Origin of the sequence: Kocuria sp. CPCC 205258 (assembly GCF_040981005.1) — a bacterium.
Taxonomy (GTDB): domain Bacteria; phylum Actinomycetota; class Actinomycetes; order Actinomycetales; family Micrococcaceae; genus Kocuria; species Kocuria rosea.
Genome location: NZ_JAVKPS010000009.1, coordinates 121,971 through 141,045, shown reverse-complemented (window position 1 = coordinate 141,045; position 19,075 = coordinate 121,971). Strand labels below are relative to the sequence as shown.

Here is a 19,075-nt window from a genome sequence, read left to right as displayed (position 1 = left end):
GGGGGGGGGGGGGGGGGGGGGGGGGGGGGGGGGGGGGGGGGGGGGGGGGGGGGGGGGGGGGGGGGGGGGGGCGGGGGGGGGGGGGGGGGGGGGGGGGGGGGGGGGGGGGGGGGGGGGGGGGGGGGGGGGGGGGGGGCGCGGGGGGGGGGGGGGGGGGGGGGGGGGGGGGGGGGGGGGGGGGGGGGGGGGGGGGGGGGGGGGGGCGAGAAGTTCTACCGCGGCGCCTCCGCAGTGCCCCCGGTGGGGTAGCCGCTGCGCCGTCAGGCCCCGAGCGCCGGCTCCCGAGGTGGGCTCCACCCGGTCCCCGGGACGGCTATCCCGTCATCACGACGGAGGTTGTCACACCTCAGGAGTAATAACGCCGCCGTCATGCTCCGGGCACTGGACTGAGGACACGTCCGGGCGGCGGTGCACGGGGCACTGGGGCCACCGGGCGTGCCGCCATCAACTGTGAGGAGCGCCCATGCCGAGAAACGAGACCCCGACCACGCCAGGGGTCCTCGTGGTGGGGCCGGTGGACAAGGTCCGGCCCACCGACCAGCTCACCGGGGACCCGACGCCGCCACGGGTTGACCTGCTGGCGGCGCGCAACGAGTTCGTGTCGTTCCAGGTGGTGATCCAGGCTGGCCTGTCCGAGCTGCCCGACGTGGACGTCGCCGTCGGCGCACCGCTGTCGGGAAGTGCCGGGGCGCTGCCCGCGGAGGCCATCACCATCTACCGGGAGGAGTACTACGAGGTCCGGGAGCCCTCGGACCGAGAAGGGGCCCCCGGACTGTGGCCGGACATCCTCATCCCGCGCACCGACCCCTGGTTCGGGCAGGACCGGTCCGCCTTCCCGATCACGGTGCCGGCCGGGCAGAACCGTGTCGCCTGGGTCGACGTCCTCGTACCGCAGGAGGCGATGCCCGGGGCGTACCACGGGACCCTCGCAGTGACGGGTGCCGGCTTCACGGCCGACGTAGCCGTCGAGCTCACCGTGATCGATGCGGAGCTGCCCTCCACGTCCACCCTGACAACGGCCTTCGGCCTGGGGTACGAGTCGGTGTGCCGGGCCGCCTTCGGCGACACCTGCTACAACGCCGGGCAGAACGGATGGCAGCTCAACGCGCTCCTCTGCCGGATCGCGTTGGAGAACCGCATCACGATCTGCCGTCCCAACTACGACGCCCTCACCCCGGGCAACGTGGCGCCCTTCGAGCAGCACGTCCTTCCCCTGCTCAACGGGACCGCGCCCACCCGTCTGCCGGGAGCACGGCTGACCTCGATCCAGGTGGAGCCGACACAGCTCGCCACCTGGCAGGCGGCAGCTCAGCGCCACGGATTCGCCGACCGCGCTTTCCTCTACGCCTGCGACGAGCCCGGGACCGACTGTTCCTCCTGGGCGGACTGCCGGCAGAACGCCGCCGCCGCACAGACGTGGCCCGAGCTTCCGGTGCTGGTCACGGCGTCGATCGACCAGCTCGACGGGAGCCAGTGCGACCCGCCTGACCTCGGACGCGACGCCTTCGTCAACTGGCTCGTGGTGCTCGTCAACCTCATGCACGAGAAGGGCGGACCCAGCCGGCGCGATGACTACAACGCTTTCCTGGGCCTGAACCCCAGGAACCAGTTGTGGCTCTACACGTCCTGCATGTCCCACGGATGCGAACCAGACACAGCCATCGAGAAGGACTGCCAGCAGGACCCGGCGCCCGCGCCGGCCGCCCCCGATCCGCCCGACGTCTTCGACGGCTGGCCCGGGTACGTCATCGACCAGCCAGGGGCACAGGCCCGGGCCATGGGCTGGTTCGCGTACCGGTACCAGGCCCAGGGGGAGCTGTACTTCGACGTCGGCCACTGCTTGCCCACCGCGTGGACCGCCCAGTACGCGTTCGGCGGCAACGGTGACGGCACCCTGTTCTACCCCGGGGACCCGTCCCGGATCGCGGGGTCGGACTGGATCCCCCTTGAGTCCATGCGCCTGAAGCTCATCAGGGACGGTCACCAGGACTACGAGTACCTCAGGCTGGCCGCCGCCGTCTCTCCAGCTGGGGCGGACAGCATCGCCAACACTCTGTTCCCGCGCATGGACGACACCGACGCGACCGGTGGCGACATCCTGGCGGCCCGGCACGCTCTCGCGAAGCTGATCGATCCCGCGCGGGCGCTCTGACTCACCGCCCGCCCCACGAAGTCCTGGAAACGAAGGAGCAGGGAATGACCTTTCACCCGTCCATGTTCGGCAATTTCATCGCCGCCGACAGCGTGGTCCAGCAGCGCCTCTTCACCCAGTACCAGGGGAGCAGAGAGGACTTCGACATCATCGTGATCGGCTCGGGTATCGGGGGCGGTCTGCTGGCCGACGACCTGGCGGACCGCACCGGTGCGGATCAGCGCATCCTGGTGCTCGAGGCCGGGTCCTATCTGTTCCCGACACACGTCTACAACACCTCTCGGTTCGACAACGCGGCGGTCGCCGGCCGCTTCGCCTGCCGGACGTTCTGGCAGGGCGGAGGGGAACAGGACGAGCACTTCATCCGCGAGGCCCCGCAACTGAACCTGGGCGGGCGCTCGGTGTTCTGGTCGGGGCTCATCCCCACCATCCAGGACTGGGAACTGGAGTACTTCCCCGACACGGTCCGCGCGGCGCTGACCCCCGAGGCCCTGGACCTGGCCGGCGAGAAGATGAACCAGTCCACCACCATGGGCACGCTGGCCGAGGATCTCGTCGACCACCTGAGCAGTACCACGCTCAGCGACGACTTCGAGATCGCCCAGACGCCACGGGCCCTGCACCAGCCCTACCTCACTGAGACCGGGGGCCCCCGCGGCCAGTACTTCATCGAACCGACCGGGGTGTTCAACACCACGGAGCTCCTCGTCAACCAGCTCGGCTTCGACCGGGACCACGACGGGCCGGGTCTGCACCTGCAGATCCACCAGTACGTCGAGGACATCGAGCGGCTCCCCGACGGCCGGTTTCGCCTGCTCAGCCGCACGACGACCACCGGCCGGCCCCGCGCCTACTACGCTCCCCGGGTGGTGCTGGCGGGCGGATCGATCGAGAGCCCCAAGCTGCTGAGGCGCTCCACCCTCGGCCAGGCGCTCGATCCCGCGGTGCTGGCCGGAGTCGGCCGGGGCCTGACCGACCACCCCACCACCGACAAGCGTCTCGCCCTCGTCACCGACTGCGGTCCGGTCCGGATCCCCCGCGACGAGCACGCGAAGATCATCCTCTACTCCAGAGGCGACACCGACGGCCGGCGGATCCGCTTCCCGTTCAACATCGAGGTCAACGTCAACCACGAGTACTGGCACCTGCGGGAGAACGATCCCGACCGGCAGGTCACTCCGCCACCCGGAGACGGTTCGGTGCTCGAGTTCAAGTTCAGCTTCGCCAATTGCCTCGAGCTGGACAACGCTGTGCAGCCGGCGGACGCGTACCAGTACGTCCCCCGCATCGACTTCCGCAATCTCCAGCACGCCGACCACACCTCCGCCCGGCTCAGCGTGCTCGCGGACTGGGACAGGACGAGCCCCGAGGTCTTCACGGCGCTCAACGAGGTCGGCGAACGGCTCCTGCAGGAGTTCGCGTACACCGGCGGTTCGGTGCCGGAGGAGTACCAGCACAGGATCGGCACGGTTCCCACCACCGCCCAGCTCGGCGAGGACGGCCGAGGCTTCGGTCAGGGCACGGTGCATCACGCCGTGGGAACGCTGCGCATGCCCCACCGTCCCGCCCTCGGGGCCCCCGTCGATGAGGCGTCGGTGGTCGACGAGGACCTCCAGGTGCGCGGCGAGCCCGGCCTGTACGTCTGCGACATGTCGGTGATGCCGCTCAGCTCCGCCGCCAACCCCGTACGCACCCTCGCCGCCCTCGCGCTCCGGCTGTCCCACGAGCTGTCACCCGGCACGCCATGAGCGGGCACGGCCGGGGAACCGACGACGTGCCGGCAGCACCGGCGCACAGAGGAGGAATCATGCCCGGAACAGGAGCGTTCGACGGACGCTGGACGTACCGGAGCTTCCGGAACGACCCCGACATCGGCACGCCCTTCGACAGCCTGGCCTTCGGTCTCGGCACGCTGGAGCTCGCCGAGCCGGAGATCGGCCGGCTCACCGGCACCTTGGGGGGCGAGGGCTGGAGCCTCGCGCTCAACGGCCACACCTCCTACGGGGCGCCGTTCGCGGTCCGCGTCCAGGGAACCGGCACCATCGGAGGTGAGCTGTGGGTCTACGACTACGCGGGATACCTGGTGCCTGTCTGGCCGCACGGCGTCGACCAGGTGCCCGCCATCGTCGGGTCCCTGGTGCGGACGGCGCCGCACTCGGGCGGTCAGGCCGAGGCCGGATACGTCGCCTCCTTCATCGCCGTGCGGACCGGCTGAACCCGGCGACGTCGGCCCACGTCAGTTCGCGCAGCGGAGGAGCGCGGAGGCCGCCCTCGGGCGAGTCACATCGTGTCAGGAGCACCACGCAGTCCTTCAGGGTGTCCCTTGCCCCGCGCCGGACGTCGATCCCCCGCTCCGTGCCGCTCAGGTGATGAGCTCGTCGAGGAACAGGGCCAGCAGACCGGTGCCGTCCTCGTCGACGCCGTCGGGATCCGTGACGGCATCCGGCTTGGGCAGGACGTCGGTGTCCGTGGGACCGGCCCAGACCGGTTGGCACCGGCCGAGGCCGCTGGCCGAGAGCAGATCCTCCAGCACCCCGAACGCGCCGTCCCCGGTGGCCAGGCGCGTCCACAGGGCCGTGGTCGTGGCGGGCGTCCCCGGCTCCTCGATGCCGAGGCGGTTCGCCATGACGCGCTGCCGAAAACGGCGCACCGCTGCCGAGTACCCGCGCTCGTCCAGCTGCCGGTCGATCAGGGCGACGTCGCAGGCACCGTCGAAGGTCATGCCGCGGCGCCGCAGGTGCGAGCTGCCGACCAGGGCGAAGACGTCGTCCACGATCACGGTCGAGGACCGGATCCGCGTGTCGCGGCCCGGGAACCCGACCGGGTGGAAGGCGGCGACACGGTCCCGGAACGTCGCGGTGAGGGACTCGATCGCCTCCGTCCGGTGCGCGAGAGCGGCCCGCACGAACGGCTCGTAACGGGGGGCCGACCGGTCGAAGTCGGGGACGCGCGGCACCGCGATCATCACCTTCAGCCGGGGATCGGCGCCGAGGGCGTCCTCGAGCACCTCGACCAGGTCCACCTCGTGGGCGGCCGGGGGCCCGACCGGCCGCGCGGTGCGGGTGAACTGCGCGCTCTCCACGTAGACGAACTCCCGCGCCTGGCCCAGTGCTCGGCGGAGCGACCACAGAGCATCTCGCTGGCCCCGCCTCGCCGTGACCATCTCGCGCTGCAACCGCGTGCGGATCTGAGCCTCGTTGGCCGTCATCACGCCGGGCGAGGGGACGTCGAGGGCTTCCGCCAGGTCGTCGATCACGGACTGGACCGTGTCGCCGGGCTGGAGCAGGGGCAGCAGGGACAGCTCCGGGCTGTCGCAGAACGGGGCCACGGTCTCCAGCATCACCCCGGACACGGTGGAAGCCGGCGGATCCAGGGGGGCCGGGCCCCAGTTGTCACCGGCGGTGGCGAGGATCCAGCCCGCGGTGTCCCCGCCCAGCGGGATCGCGGGCTGAGCCCGTTTCATGGCGTGAAGGGCGAGGTCCTGGGCGAGCTGCCCGCCCACGCTGACCCCAGTGGCGAAGACGTCCGGTCCTGCGGGGTTGCCGGGGTCGCCGAGCTCGGGGGCGGAGCACCGGCTCTCCTCCTGCCACCGGGCGCCGGAGAGAACGGCGCCCCACCCGTAGCGCGTATCGCCCGCGGGCTGCACCCCGCGGGCCAGGACGGTCTCGTGCCGCGCCTGGGTGGGCAGTGCCGGCCCGCGCCGGGGGCGGGTGGTCTCACCGGCCAGTGCGCGCACGAGGTCGATGATGCTGCCCGGGGTGGTCCCCGTTCCCACCGGAGGCTCCGGGATGCCGAACAGCGCGCTGGGTGCGACCGAGGTGGACCCGAAAGCGGAGAGCAGTGCCGCGGTCCCCGCCTCCTGCAACACCGCGGTGCCTCCGAAGCCGGCGCCGGTGAACGGCTGGTCGGGACCGAGGGGGACCGGCACCATCGACGCGATCCGGCGGCGCCCGTCCCGACCGGTGAGCACGACGTCCACCATCAGCACGGCCGGGTCCGGCCGGGGCTCGGCGGGCAGCAGACCGAACGGGTTGGACAGCAGCACGCTCGGGGAGCTGCCGGCGGCGGCGAGCACGCTGCCGCCGTCCCCGCGGACGAACGAGGGCCGGGCGCCGATGGAGCGGATGGTCTGGAACACCCGCGGGTAGACGCGGACGTGGGTGCCGGCCGGCACGACGTCCGCGGCAAGGGTGACGACGACGTCCGCCGGGGCGCCCGTGCCACTCGCCCACGTCCCGGTCAGCCCCGCCGTGGCGGCGAGCACCGCGGGGAGCGTGGTGGCCGGTCCGGGAGGAAAGGCCGGCCAGTGGCCGGCCGGACCGGAGGCCGGCGGGACGGCGAGGGAGGCCTCGATGGCGGGGGAGCAGAGCAGGAGCTGGACGTCGGGTCCGCTCGGGGGGAAGCCTGCCAGGAGCTGACCGGTGGCACCGAGGACGTCCTGGGCGTCGGTGAGGAGGGCGGCGCCCGGCACGAACGGGCGGACCACCGGCAGCGCGAAGTCCGGCACGGCGTCGTCGTCGCCACCGACGCCCTGGACGGGCGCGGTGGTGCGGTTGCCGAGGAGGTGCCAGTCGAGGTCCACGGCCGTCAGCCGGAAGAACTGGTGGGCGAGCGTCACCCCGTTCGGCAGCGCCGGCGGGGAGACGTCCGTGCGACCGAGCGTGCTGGAGGTGGAGAACCCCCAGAACAGCCGGGGAGTCGTGTCGTCCCCGGTCCGGTCGTCCGTGCTGCGGCCGATGGCGGTGTCGGACGGCCAGGTGCCCAGCCCGCCGTCGGAGAGGTCGGTGGCGCCGTCCGGTCCGAGGAGTCGCAGACGGGCCGCGTCCCGGGTCGGGGTGTAGCCGCGCCCGTGGGGATCGACGACGTGGTAGACCGTGGCGCCGCCCAGACCGGCGATGGCGTCCACGGACCCTGCGCTCCCGAGCGCCGGCTGGGTGGGGTCACCGTACGCGAGCGCCGGCAGCCGCTGCTGGAGGGCGAGGAGCAGGGACGCCACCGCGAGCGGGTGGACCGGGAGTCCCCGCTCGTCGTGGAAGGACACAGCGTGGGTCCCGGCCGGCAGATCGAGCACCTCCCCGGCACGGTAGGAGTTCAAGGCTTGGGGTGTCGTGGGCGCCGGGACATCGTGGACGACCATGGCTGTGGGCACCGGCCGGACCAGGGGAGCGCCGAGCAGGTCGGTGACGAACTGGACGAGCTTAGTGGCTGCCTCGGGGTGCAGCCGGAGCGCAGCCGCGGGCCCACCCACCGGGCGTCCGGTGGGGTCGGCCCACAACGTGGGGGTGGCCTCGTGGTGGAGGATTCCCTGGAAAGGAGCCCGGATCTCGGCGAGGGTCAGGGTGAGGGCGGCGCCGTCGACGTCGTCCGCGGACGGGGTCGAGGACGCCCAGCCCGTGGCGAGCGCCGGGACGGACAGGCCGAGGGCGTCGAGTCCCTCCTCCTGTAGCTGGCTACCCGCGTCCGCGGGCGTGAGGATCGGTCGGGGCGGAACCAGGTCTACCACGTCAGAACTCCATCCTCGGACCGGACCAGGTCGCGGTGGTCCCGTCCGGTGCGGTCAGCACGACCGAGACCGTGCCGTCGGTGCGCAGCAGCGCGGAGATGCCGGTGCCCGCTCCCCGGACGCTGCGCCGCACCGGGATCGGGGAGCGGTCCGAGGCCGGGTTCTCGCCCGGCCGGAGGGCCGGGATGTCGGCGAGATCCAGCCGGACCCGTAGCACTCTCGGCCGGGGATCGATAAGCGTGGGTCTGAGCGTGATCGACAGTTGATAGGGCCTGCCGAGGCCGTCGGTGTCCGGGACGGTGGTCTCGAAGCTCAGAAAACGGCCGCGGGAGACGACCACGTCGACACGGGGGGCGAGGATGTCCGGCGGATGGGGCGGTGGCCCGGCCGGCACCTCGAGGATCCGCTCGGTGAACCGGCCGAGGGGGTCGGTGACGCGCAGGCGGACGGTGAGGGCGTCGTCGACGGTGCTCCGCGGCACCGCGAGGTGCAGCGGGGTGCGTCCCGGACCGCCGGGCACGGTGGGGACGGACGGGTCCCGCCACAGGACGCCGGGCGTCTGCGGGACCCGGTCGAGCCGGTCGGCGTCCGCGTCCGGAGGCGTGGCCGGCGCCGGGTGACGCAGCACCAGGCGCACCGAGCCGTCCGGGTGGTGGGCGTGGACCGCAGCCGTCACCCGGTGCGGGCCGAGCGGGGTCGGCGCGACCGGCGCGAGCACGGCGGTGTCGACGACGACGTCGGCGCCGGCGGCTCGCCACGACAGGGCCTCGATGTCCGGCGGGGTGGCGGGTGGAACGATGACCGTGCGCAGGGCGCTGGCGGGGGAGCGGCCACCGAGGAGACCGCGGGCGGGGTCGTCCGCGCTCCAGGCGACGGCCCGGTAGTGGACGGTCCTCCACGAGCCCGGCACCGGGTCGGTCCCGCGGACCGAGCCGATGACTTGCGCTACCCCTCGTTCCTCCGACTCGATCGGGGCCACCGTGAACGGCGCGGCCGTGCCGGTGATCGCGGCGATCGGCGGGCCCATCGACTCGATGTCGACGGCGGCCTCGGGCACCCTGACCCGGTGCAGGTCCAGTCGGCTGACCAGCGCGCCGGGGGCCGACCGGATCCGGACGGTGGCCCCGAACGTCGCGCCGACCTGGTCGAACACCTGGGCGACCTCCAGCTGGGGCGCCGCGGGGGCGACGACCTGCGGGGCGGCGAAGGCCACGAACCGGTTCCGCAGACCGGGGGAGCCGGGGACCGGCCAGGTGGACTCCACCTGGCCGGCCGACAGACCGAGGACCAGGTAGAGGTGGATCTCCTTCGTTCCGCGGGGCAGCACGAGCGGCATCCGGGTGCCCGGCACCGGCAGGGCGTTGACGCGGTCGAACGAGCGCCGGTCGGGGTCGACGGTGAAGGCGTCCCGCAGGCGGACGAGACGCTGTTCCAGGGTCTGGGCCAGGTCCGGCGGCGGCAGGCCCCGGTCGGCAAGGAACTTCGCCTCCGCGCACGTGTAGGCGAAGTACGAGATCGCGCCCGGTGCCGGATCCCACTCGAGCACCGCATGGTGGCGGCCGTCGGGATCCGCCAGGCCGGCGAGCTGGACGAACTCGCGAGTGTTGGCGAGGACCGGTGGCCGCGGGTCCGCTGTGGAGGCGATCACCGGCTCGGCTGACCACGAGCCGTCCCTGCGGGGAGGCAGCTTCTCCCGGCCCGAGGCCCACAGCGCCATGCCCTGCCGGGCGGCCGCGTCGAAGTCCAGCAGGTAGCCCGAGACGGTCACCTGGTAGCGGCGGGGACCGGCGTCGGTCACCGGGGTGTCGCCGACCGTCTTGCCGTCGGCGGAGAGGTACCGGACCGTGGCGGTCAGCCCAGGTGTCACGCTGACGGTCGCGGCGGCTCCGGTGTCCTCGAAGGCGATCTGCAGGAGGGTCCCCGGCGTGAGCAGTGATGGGGCAAGCCCGCCGGGGACCGATCGGTCGGCGGGCGGTTCGCCGAGCTGGGACTGGGGGTATAGTCGGCCGGCCACCCGGATCAGCTCCGGCGCGCGCACCGACCAGTCCCAGGTGAGGTCGAGGACCAGATCGGCCGGTGTCGTCGCGCCGGGCACGGCTGCCAGGACGTCCCAGCGGGCCGCGGTGATCGTTGCACGCTCGACCGGGGGCTCCCGGACCGCGGCCGGGGACAGCGACCAGGTGCTGAACAGCCCGAAGAGGTCGTGGTGGGCCACGGCGTGGTCCATCGTGTTCGGGTCGAGCGCCGGGTCGATCTGCACGGTGTCGTCGGTCGCGGCGCGCTCGGCCGCGGCCGGGCCCGTCGGGCCCATCCCGAGGGGCTGCAGCGCGGTGTCGAGCAGGCGTGGCCGCATCAGCGGGACGACACCCCCGGCGGGACCGAGGTCCTCGCGGGCGAAGGCGTAGGCGCCCACCCGCAACCCCAGTTCGGCGGCGAGGGCGTCCCAGGTGATCCGCAGCACCGGTGCCCAGCGTCCGTCCCGCTGCGCCGGCGCGTTGAGACCCAGGGCCTCGGTGCGCAGGTTCGCCGGGGCCGGGGGCGGAGCCAGGAGGACGGGGTGGTGCAGAACGGCGGCGAACTCGACCGGGCCGGGGTCGGCGCCAACCCCGTTCTCGTACCGGGCGGTGACCATGTAGTCGTGCGCGGCGTGGGCCGGTCGGCGCTCGTCCAGGACGAGCGTCTCCTCGTACGCGCTGCCGAACCCGCTGACCAGCGAAGAGAGGCCGTCGGTCGACGCCCCGTACAGCAGCGTCTCGAGCGGGCGGTGGCGCAGCAGGGCGGGCACGTCGCCGCCGAAGGAGTCCAGGACGTGGTCGATCTCATACTCGTGCTGGCGCTCCTGGGGCAGCGTGGTCACCGCCACGAGGAGCTCCGGGAGCATGGCGTCGTGCAGGACCTGGACCATCGCCTTGGGATCGGCGAGTTCCCACGGCGGTGCCGGGATGCCGGGCCGCAGCTCCCCGTGCCAGCCGAGCAGGGGAGCACCGCGGCGGAACCGGTCGATCGCGGCCTCCGGGGGCGGGACAGGTGCCTGGAGGAAGCCCTGGTCGTTGCCGAACCCGCCCACGCTCGCCCACTCCGGTGTGACGGGGAGAGCGACCGTCTCGATCGGCTCCCACCGGGGATCCTCCGCGAGGGCGTCGTCGAGTGCCGTGACCTCGGACACGGTGGCGGAGGAGGGCAGCACCAGTGACTGGAGCGCCGTGGCGGAGAAGGAGACGAACTGGGTGGGGTTGCCCGGGACCACCTCCCCGACGAGGGTCGATGTCCAGGGCGCTCCGGCCCACGCGGTGATGACGCCGCCCTGGGCACCGTCGACACGGACCTGGACGAAGACCTGCGGCGTGTCGAAGGTGATCAGCTGCAGGCCGAGGAGGCGGATCTGCCGGAAGCGGGGTTCGTGGAGCCCCTGGTCTTCGGCCGGCCTGCGCCACACCGTGAAGGGTTCGGTGGGGTAGCCGAGGGTCTTGGCCGTCAGCCAGCGCAACTGCACGATCTCCAGCGACTCGAGCCCACGCCGTGCCGCCTGCTCCTTCACACGGGCGGGGCTGCGCGGGTCGTGCAGCCGGGCGAGCTGCTGCCAGTCGGTGACGCCGCCCAGCAGCAGGAAACGGTTCCGGTCGATGATGCGCACGGCTACTGCTCCTCCCAGGGGGCGCGGTCGAGCCGCACCTCGAGGATGCTGCGGCGGCGTTCGACCTGGCTCAGGAAGGGCAGGTCGGCGAAGGCCGGCTCGACCAGGTCGATCACCGTCCTCCTGCCGCGGGCACCCGGGCGGAGGATCACCAGGTACCGGTCGGCACCGGGGGAGCGCAGGATCCTGCTGACCACGCCGGCATCGGACGCGTCGAGGACGGTGAGCCACGAGCGCTCGGCGAGGGCCCACCGGGTGGCGGGCACGGGGCCGGAGTCGTCGGTGACCTTCGTGGGATAGGGCCGCAACCGGGTGAGCGGCGCCGTCGCCTCGAGCAGGAGGCCGGTGGGCTGCGGGGGCTGGGCCGTGTCCGCCTGCTCCCACAGGACGGTGACCCGCGGCTCCGTGGCCGTTTCGAGCGGCTGGAACCCTGCGGCTGCCCAGGCGGCGTCGAACTCCGCACCTGCCGGGTCGCGGCCCGCGAAGGCCGCCGCGATGCCGGCGATCGCACCGGGCCGCGCCCCTTGCCCGCGGATCCGGACACCCGCGAGCGAGTCTGCGAGATCGTCGAAGTCCCGGTGCATACCGGTGCTGAACTGCCGGCGCAGCACCCGCGGGCCGCGGGCATCGGCAGCGGCACCCTGGTCCACCAGCTCGACGTCGAGGATGTACCCGGTGGCCCGGTCCAGCAGGATCGGGATGTCCCACTCCCGGTGGCGGGCGCGCACGCTGTCGATGGGCACGCAAAAGGAACCTGACCGCTCGCCGATGACGACGCTCGCATCGAGCAGCGCCTCCTCGTACGGCGTGAGTACGGCGATCCCGACCGGTTTCAGGGCGGCCGCGGTGGCCACCGCGGGCAGCGGGTGGCCGTCCGTGGTCTCCAACGGGTGTCGGCCGGACGCCGCCTGGAGGTGCAGCCGCATCTCCTTGCCGTACTCGGCGAGGATGCGCTCGATGTCGGCGGTGCTGAAGACGAGCTTGAGGCGCGCGTCGGTGAAGGCATGCGTCTCGCCGTCGCCGGGGAGGGTGACGAGCATCCACGGGTCCAGCCGCACCGGCAGCGGTGGGGTGCTGGTGAAGTGCAGGGCCGGGACGTCGGCCGCAGCCACGGGGTCGGCGGGCAGCGAAGGGTCCGCCGGTGGCGGGACGGGCCCGTCGGCGATCGCGTCCGTGCGGAACCAGAACGCCTGCACGTCAGGCGCGTCCTCGCTGCCACGCCGCACGCCGTCGCCTTTGCGGGTGCCCCAGGAACTGACGGTGAGGCGGTACAGCGAATCCGCCTTGAGCAGAGCGTCCTCGGTGGAGGACGGCTCCAAGAACTTCGTGATGATCTCGCGGTCGTTGTCCTGCTGCTGCCTGTCCCACTCGTGCCGCCGTACCTCGGCCCACCGGGTGACGCCGCAGGCGGCGAGCCAATACGCGGGGGAGGCGTCCTCCGGGTTGCGGGCCTCGGGCCGGGTGCCGACCTCGAGGGCGACAGCCTCGGGCTGCTCGCCGACGTGGACCAGGAAGGCCTCCAGCCGGTGGAGCCGGGCGTAGAGGAGCACGTCGTCGACGTCAGCGGCCCAGGGCCCCGCCGGGTCGTCCCAGCGGCCGGGCAGGCCCACCGCCGTGAGCCGGTGCGAGCCGTCGACGTCGATCTCCTCGAGGGACCGGTCGCCCTCCGCGACCACCCGGACGACGACCCGCCGCTCCAGCTGCCCGCGGCCCACGAACAACAGCACGTCCGCGGCGGACACACCCCCCGTGCGCAGGAGTACGACGTCGTCCAGCGGTCCGTGGAACACGCCCAGTTCGTCGAGGCGGACGCTCACCTCCTCGAACCGGCGGGGGTCGCCCACGGCGATCGGCTGTCCGTCGTCGAGAGCCGGCGGCTGCAGGACCTTGGCGAGACAGGACGCGTCCCCTGGCCGTTGGTCCTCCTTCGCCGGGGCGGCCAACGAGGCCAGTGCCGCGCGCTGAACCGCCAGCGGTACCGCCTCGCCGGCCCGGATGCGTTCCAGCACCTGCGGAGCCGGCAGCTTCTCCCGGCCGATCTCCGTTTCGGCGAACACGGAGCGGCGGACCTTCTGGAGCACGGAAAGCTCGACCCGCAGGGGTTCCTGCGCGGCGCTCCGGACCAGGGCACCGAACGCGGGGTCGTCGGTGGGAACGAGAGCGCCGGAAGGGACGTCGCGCAGCACCGGACCGCGGCCGCCCACCACCAGGCGCGGTCCGTCGCCGGGCACGTCCTCGCGCCGGCACGGCACGGCCGCCCCGACCACAAGCGCCGGGACGACGCCGCGCATCCCGTCGAGCTGGGCGTCGCCGCTGCGCCAGCGCTCGGTGACCGGGAGCGTGACGTCCGGAGGGCTGGTGCGGACCGTGTCCGCCGCGTCGGGCCAGGCGATGCCGCTGAGCTCCCAGCCGGAGCCGGACGGACCGAGCGGCTCGAAACGGAACGTCCACAGCACCTCGGCCGGGTCCGCGCTGCGCCGACACACATGGCCCCAGCGGTGGACGACGGTCTCGACCAGGTGCTCGGTCTTCTCGATCGCCTTGGTGGCGGGGACGGGATCCCAGGTGAGCAGCGCCAGCTGCGCGACCGGGCTCGGTTCGGTGGTCGGGTTCAGGGCCCACCAGGTCAACGGCGCAACCGTGCCGGTGACGGCCGGAGCGAGCGGGGCGCCGGAGCCCGGATCGATCCGCTCCAGGCTCATCCCGACGATCTCGTACCGGTACCGCTCCCCGCTCCGTTCGGCGTGTCCCGCGTCCGGCGGACCGAGCAGCCCGGGCGCGTTCGGCACCACGGCTCCCGGCAGCCCGTCGATGGTGAGGCCCGCCCGGGCCGTCGGCGGGACGTGCATCGAGATCACCGGCACCACGTCGATCGGCACCACCGGCACAGAGGGGTCGTCCGCTGCGGGCATCCGGCCGGGGACCGCGTCGCCCAGACTCGTGTCGATGCCCCGGTCCACCCCCGTGCCGGCGAGCAGAGCCGGTGAGCGGCTCTTCAGCGAGACCTTGTCGACCAGCCGGGGCACCGGGGAGGGCGGGGGAGCCGGCGCGTTGAGGGTGATGTCGACGCAGCCTTCCACGGAGAAGAAGAAGAAGTCGACGTGCCCGCAGGCTTCCCCGTGGGCGTAGAACGCGAGGTCACCGCCGGGCTGCTCGTTGACGACGACCGTGACCTGCGCGTCGGCCCCGACCGAGACGATGAACAGCCGCAGCTCACCGGTCAGCCACAGTGTGCCGGCGACGATGAACGGGGCGAGCCCCACCACGGCGTCGAACCCGCCGCCGACCCGCAGGTACAGCCCGGCTCCGGTGTCACCCCACGTGAAACTCGCGGCCGCACCCAGGCCGATCGCGAACCCAGAGATCTCCGGCAGCGTGGCCTTCCGCACGGGGAAGGCGGGCAGCCCGTCACCCCTGAACATCAGGTAGCCGGTGCCCTTGACGATGCCCAGGACGTCGACCGTCACCGGGCGGCCGACGTCCGGCCGGGCGCCGAGGTGGACGTGCCACCGGCCCGCGTCGGAGCCGAACGGGAACACGGCCTCCACCGGGACGACGATCGTCACCAGGTGCTCGATGGACCACTGGAGGACGATGCCGATGAGGAAGTGCTCCGGGGTGATCTCGATGACGGCGAGAACACCGCCGGACTGTCCGAGGCCGTCCAGTGCCGGCGGCGGACTCACGATGCGGGCGTTGAGCAGGATGAGCACCCGCGGCCCGGGCAGCTCCAGGAGGAAGGTGCCGTCAAGGTTGAGGACGATCCCGCCCTCCATGGTGCCGATGAGCATGCCGAGGCCGAACGCCCAGCGGTCGATCGCTGGCGTCCACAGCTCGACACCGTTGTGCTCGAGCAGGTGCGGCTGGCCACCGGCGGCCTCCAGCCACGCCAGCGAGGGCACGGTGGATCCGATTCCGGGCTGAGGATTGCGCTGGTAGTGCATGCCGAAGATGCCGCGGAAGCCGAAGATTCCGATCCCGCTGTTGCCGAGCGGGACGCCGACCGGCAGTACGACGTTCAGGCCCACGTAGATGCCGGTCGCGGGACCGCCGGCCTCCGGCGGGATCTGGGCGACGGCGAGCGCCGCGGCGACGCGGAGGCCGATCGGACGGAGGGTGAGGTCGAGCTGGCCCGCGATGACCGAGATCGCGTTGCCCTCCGGGTCGGTGCTCTTGCCGATCTTCACGTAGCCGCTGCCCAGGAGCGCCCCCGGGATGTCGACCGTGGCGGCGAGCGCGGTGAGCTCGGGTGGGCGGTCCTCGTCGAGGTAGACGCGCAGGCCGGCCTTGTCGATGGAGACCACCCCGAGGTCCACGCCGAGGCCGATCTCGATCTCCAAGGTGAGCGGGTTCTGCTCGGAGATCCGTGCGCCGAGGATCTTGAGGATCTGCCCGAGCGGGTCGATGAGCCTCACCGACCCACCGCTCGCGAGGTCGATCGTGTAGCCGCGCGCCGAGTCGAAGATCGGGCGCAGTACGAAACCCTCGCCGCCGTCGTCCTCGGTGTTTCCGAACCGCAGGCCGATGGCCTTGTACCGCACCGAGAGGGGGAACTGCGGACGGATGACGACGAGGCCGAGCAGGTCGGCACTCCAGTCGATCCCGATGTCGAACAGCAGTCTGCCGTCGTACAGCACACGGCCGTCGACGTCGCGCCAGGAACCGTCGTACTCGGCGCCGAACACCACCACCCGCTCCACCTGGAACCAGGGAAGCGCCGCGATGACGCCCGGGGCGACCAGGGCTGCGCCGGCCAGCGTGGCGTCCACGACCCCACCGGGCCCGCCCTCAGCGAGCACCTCACCGGCCTCCACAGGTGGGAACTGCGCGAGCAGCGGCCAGAACGTCAGGTAGGACCCGAGCAGCGTCCGCGGGAAGTCCTTCGGCGAGGCGGGGTTCTGGGTGGTCGGGGCCCCCGGGTCGCCGGGAATCCAGCCGAAGACGTACAGCCCGTCCTTGTCGCTCGGGTCGGAGCTGATCGTGATGAGAGTGCTGTTCCGGCCGGTGGCCGGATCGCTCTGCGCCAGGACGCGCAACGCCATGATGCCGTCCGCCGGATTTTCCGGGCCCACCGGCGAGCCGTTCTGCAGGGCCCGGCCGTCCGGCGCCGTCGAGCCGGCGGGCAGCTGCCCCGTCCTGCGCAGGCGTTCCTCCGCCACTGTGTCGACGTCGATCTCGCAGCTGAGCTCCAGCGCGATGAGCTCGGAGGCGACCACGCGGACCTTGAGGCCGGCGGACCGGAACCAGTCCGGCGTGGCCGGCGTCTCCGGTTCGGGGTCCGGAGGCACCGTGGGGAGGGGAGAGCTCGGGCGGGTGAGGGTGATCTCCCCGGTCAGCTCCGGCGCCGGGGCCGGGGACGGGAGGGCGACGTCGGCCCGCCACCACTCGCGGCGGGTCGGCTCGCCGTGGCCCGTCCAGCCGGTGAGCGCGGCCCAGGCGGGGGCGGAGTCGCCTGGTGGGCTCGGTGGCACGACTGTCATGGTGAACCTGCCGGGGAAAGCGCGTCCGATCGCGCGGCGAACCGACTCGGCTCGGCGGCGGGCCAGCAGGAAGTTGTACTCCTGGCGCTCGGTGTGCCCTTCGAAGCTCGCCTGCCCGGTGATCGTCAGCGCGGTGCCCGGCGGCAGCGCTGCCAGGAGGGGTGAGTTCGCGACCATCGAGGCGGCACCGCCCGGAAGGCGGTCCATCGACAGGGCGCCGACGGCGGGAGTGGTCCACACATCCGGGGCGTCTGTCTCGACCGCGGGTGCGTCGTAGGTGAAGTAGAAGGGCTGCGGGGCGCTCACCGTGGTGGCGGGCCGGCGACCGCGCACGGTGACCGTGGCCCCAGCGGCTACGGGCACGGTGACCGCGGTGCTCGGCCCGGTCTCCGCGTCGCCGGCCACGGTCCACCGGACAGCGCTGTCGCGGGGGTCGGTGGCGAGCACTACCTCGTCGTTTCGCCTGCTGATGACGACGATCCGCAGCGCGCCGGTCGCCGGGCCCACGGTGATCTCGGTGGCGGTCGTCGCCTGTGGGCCGGGGGTGTCCAGCCGGACGGTCGGATCGAGTCGGGTGACGGCGATGGACAGCGTCTGCTCGTGCGAGGCGGCGTCCGGTGCCGGCGACGTGACCCGGATCTCGACCTGCGTGGAGTCGGCACCGCCCATGTCGACGACGAACACCCGGCCGGAGGTCTCGGCTGCGCCGCCCACGCTCGCGAAGATCTCGTACGGAGCGCGCCCTCCACTGACGTCGACGACCATTTGCGTCTTCCGCGGCAGACGGGCGCGGGCCGCCCCCTCGCCCGCGGGCTCCGTGCCGTACAGGCGGCCGTTCTCGTCGGCGAAGCGTGCGGTGACGCCGAGCTCGGCCGAGCCCTGCTGGACGAGCACGGCCTCGAAGTCGCCCCAGATGCCCGACGAGGCGCCCATGCCGATGAGCAGTTCCTGGGCCCCGGCCTCGAAGGCGAGGTCGCGCTCCCCAGCGGGCGAGACGAAGACGCGGGCCTCCGGCAGATAGAGGCCGGTCCAGTCGTCGCCGACCCCCGCTTTGTCCTTCAGGGACGCCGGGGTGAAGTCACCGGACAGGTCGAGGGTCGCCGAGCGGAAACCCATGCCCCACATCCGGTCACGGCGCCCACCGATGAACGCGTAGGGCGGGTCCATCGAGATCAGCTCTGCGACACCGATGTCGCCCGGATCGTCCAGTCCCGTGCTGCCGGCGGACACGAGTTCGATGCGCACCCCCGGCGCGGCCTGGCTGATTCGGAAGCGCAGCCTCGGAAGCGTGATCTCCACCTCGCTCCGGTCCGGATCGGGGCTCAGCAGACCGAGCTCGTTGAGCTTCGCCGGCTGGAGGAACGGTGGCCGCAGCTTAGGTGCCTCGAGGACCAGGTCGAGCGTGAAGTCGGTCGCCGGGTAGTCGCCGGGGGCGGGGCCGGGCGCCGGGTTCGCGAGCACGTCGAGGGCCGCCCGGGTCGCCGCGAAGGCGGCAGGGGTGCCGAGGCCGGTGACCCCTTGGGCGACCAGTGCGGAGCCGGCGCGCGGCACCAGCAGTTCGAAGTCCACCGCCGTCTCGCGGATGTCAAAGACGGGCCCGCGGTCGGCGGGGTCGAATGCGGGCGCCGCCTCGTCGACATCGGCCTCGACGCTCAGTCCGTTCGTCGTGTCGACGCGGAGCGAACCGTTGAACTCGCACCGGCCGCGGACCGTCGTCGCGAGGTCCTCGACGAAGGAGTCGTAGCCGATCACGCGCAGCGCGGCGAGCGCCGGGTGCGACGTGCCCAGGTTCTCCCCTCGCACCACGAAGTGCCTCACCAGGTCCAGCAGTGCGACGTTCGCCATGACGCAACCTTGCTGTCGGGCCGAACATGGAGCTCATTCACCGGTGGTGACCGGGACGGCGCGCGAGGTGCGGTGGACCTGGGACGGGAAGGAAGAACCCCGGGAAGACGCGTCGAAGAGTATGCATCAAGCTACGCTCCAGGTCACAGGGTGTAAAGGGCGCCCGCATTACCTCCCCCCGTATTACCTCCCCCGGTGACAGAAGCTTCCTGCCCACCACCTGCCGGTGGGCATGACGCGCTCAGAGCCCACCGGTCGGAACCGTCACCGCAAGATGATCCGGCCGCAATGATGTGAACGTGTAGTCCTTCCGCCCGACGGCTCGCCCGCGATCGAGGCCGGGCACGTGAGTCGCCGAGTGCAAAACCCGAACCTCTTGACGCGGGACGATGTCTTCAGGTGCACCGATGAGTGCCTGAGGGGGCAATTCAACGCGTTGCATTTCTCTCTCCTGATGCAAT

6 protein-coding genes are annotated in these 19,075 nt (G+C 72.6%); 3 read left to right on the top strand and 3 right to left on the bottom strand.

Annotated features, from left to right (window positions below; genetic code table 11):
- Positions 1 to 463 precede the first annotated feature (463 nt).
- The 3 genes from RF644_RS14935 to RF644_RS14925 are packed head-to-tail and all read left to right on the top strand — an operon-like array spanning position 464 to position 4,367.
- Entirely contained in the window at positions 464 to 2,152 is a 1,689-nt protein-coding gene (locus RF644_RS14935) for a DUF4091 domain-containing protein (RefSeq protein WP_368797075.1), read from the top strand.
- Between the two features lie 44 nt (positions 2,153 to 2,196).
- Complete coding sequence (locus tag RF644_RS14930) at positions 2,197 to 3,900, top strand: GMC oxidoreductase (protein ID WP_368797074.1); 1,704 nt, start codon at positions 2,197 to 2,199, stop codon at positions 3,898 to 3,900.
- A 59-nt stretch (positions 3,901 to 3,959) separates the two neighbouring features.
- Positions 3,960 to 4,367: a hypothetical protein gene (locus tag RF644_RS14925; RefSeq protein WP_368797073.1), complete on the top strand. Its 408-nt coding sequence runs from the start codon at positions 3,960 to 3,962 to the stop codon at positions 4,365 to 4,367.
- Between the two features lie 147 nt (positions 4,368 to 4,514).
- Here the strand turns inward: RF644_RS14925 and RF644_RS14920 are convergent, their stop codons facing one another.
- From RF644_RS14920 to RF644_RS14910, 3 genes are read right to left on the bottom strand one after another with little or no spacing between them, the layout of a single operon-like run.
- On the bottom strand, positions 4,515 to 7,655 hold the full coding sequence (locus RF644_RS14920) for a hypothetical protein (protein WP_368797072.1): 3,141 nt from the start codon (positions 7,653 to 7,655) through the stop codon (positions 4,515 to 4,517).
- A 1-nt stretch (position 7,656) separates the two neighbouring features.
- The gene (locus tag RF644_RS14915; protein WP_368797071.1) at positions 7,657 to 11,289 is read right to left on the bottom strand and encodes a hypothetical protein; all 3,633 of its coding nucleotides are present in this window, start codon (positions 11,287 to 11,289) and stop codon (positions 7,657 to 7,659) included.
- Between the two features lie 2 nt (positions 11,290 to 11,291).
- The gene (locus RF644_RS14910) at positions 11,292 to 18,614 is read right to left on the bottom strand and encodes a hypothetical protein (protein ID WP_368797070.1); all 7,323 of its coding nucleotides are present in this window, start codon (positions 18,612 to 18,614) and stop codon (positions 11,292 to 11,294) included.
- Between the last annotated feature and the right edge of the window lie 461 nt (positions 18,615 to 19,075).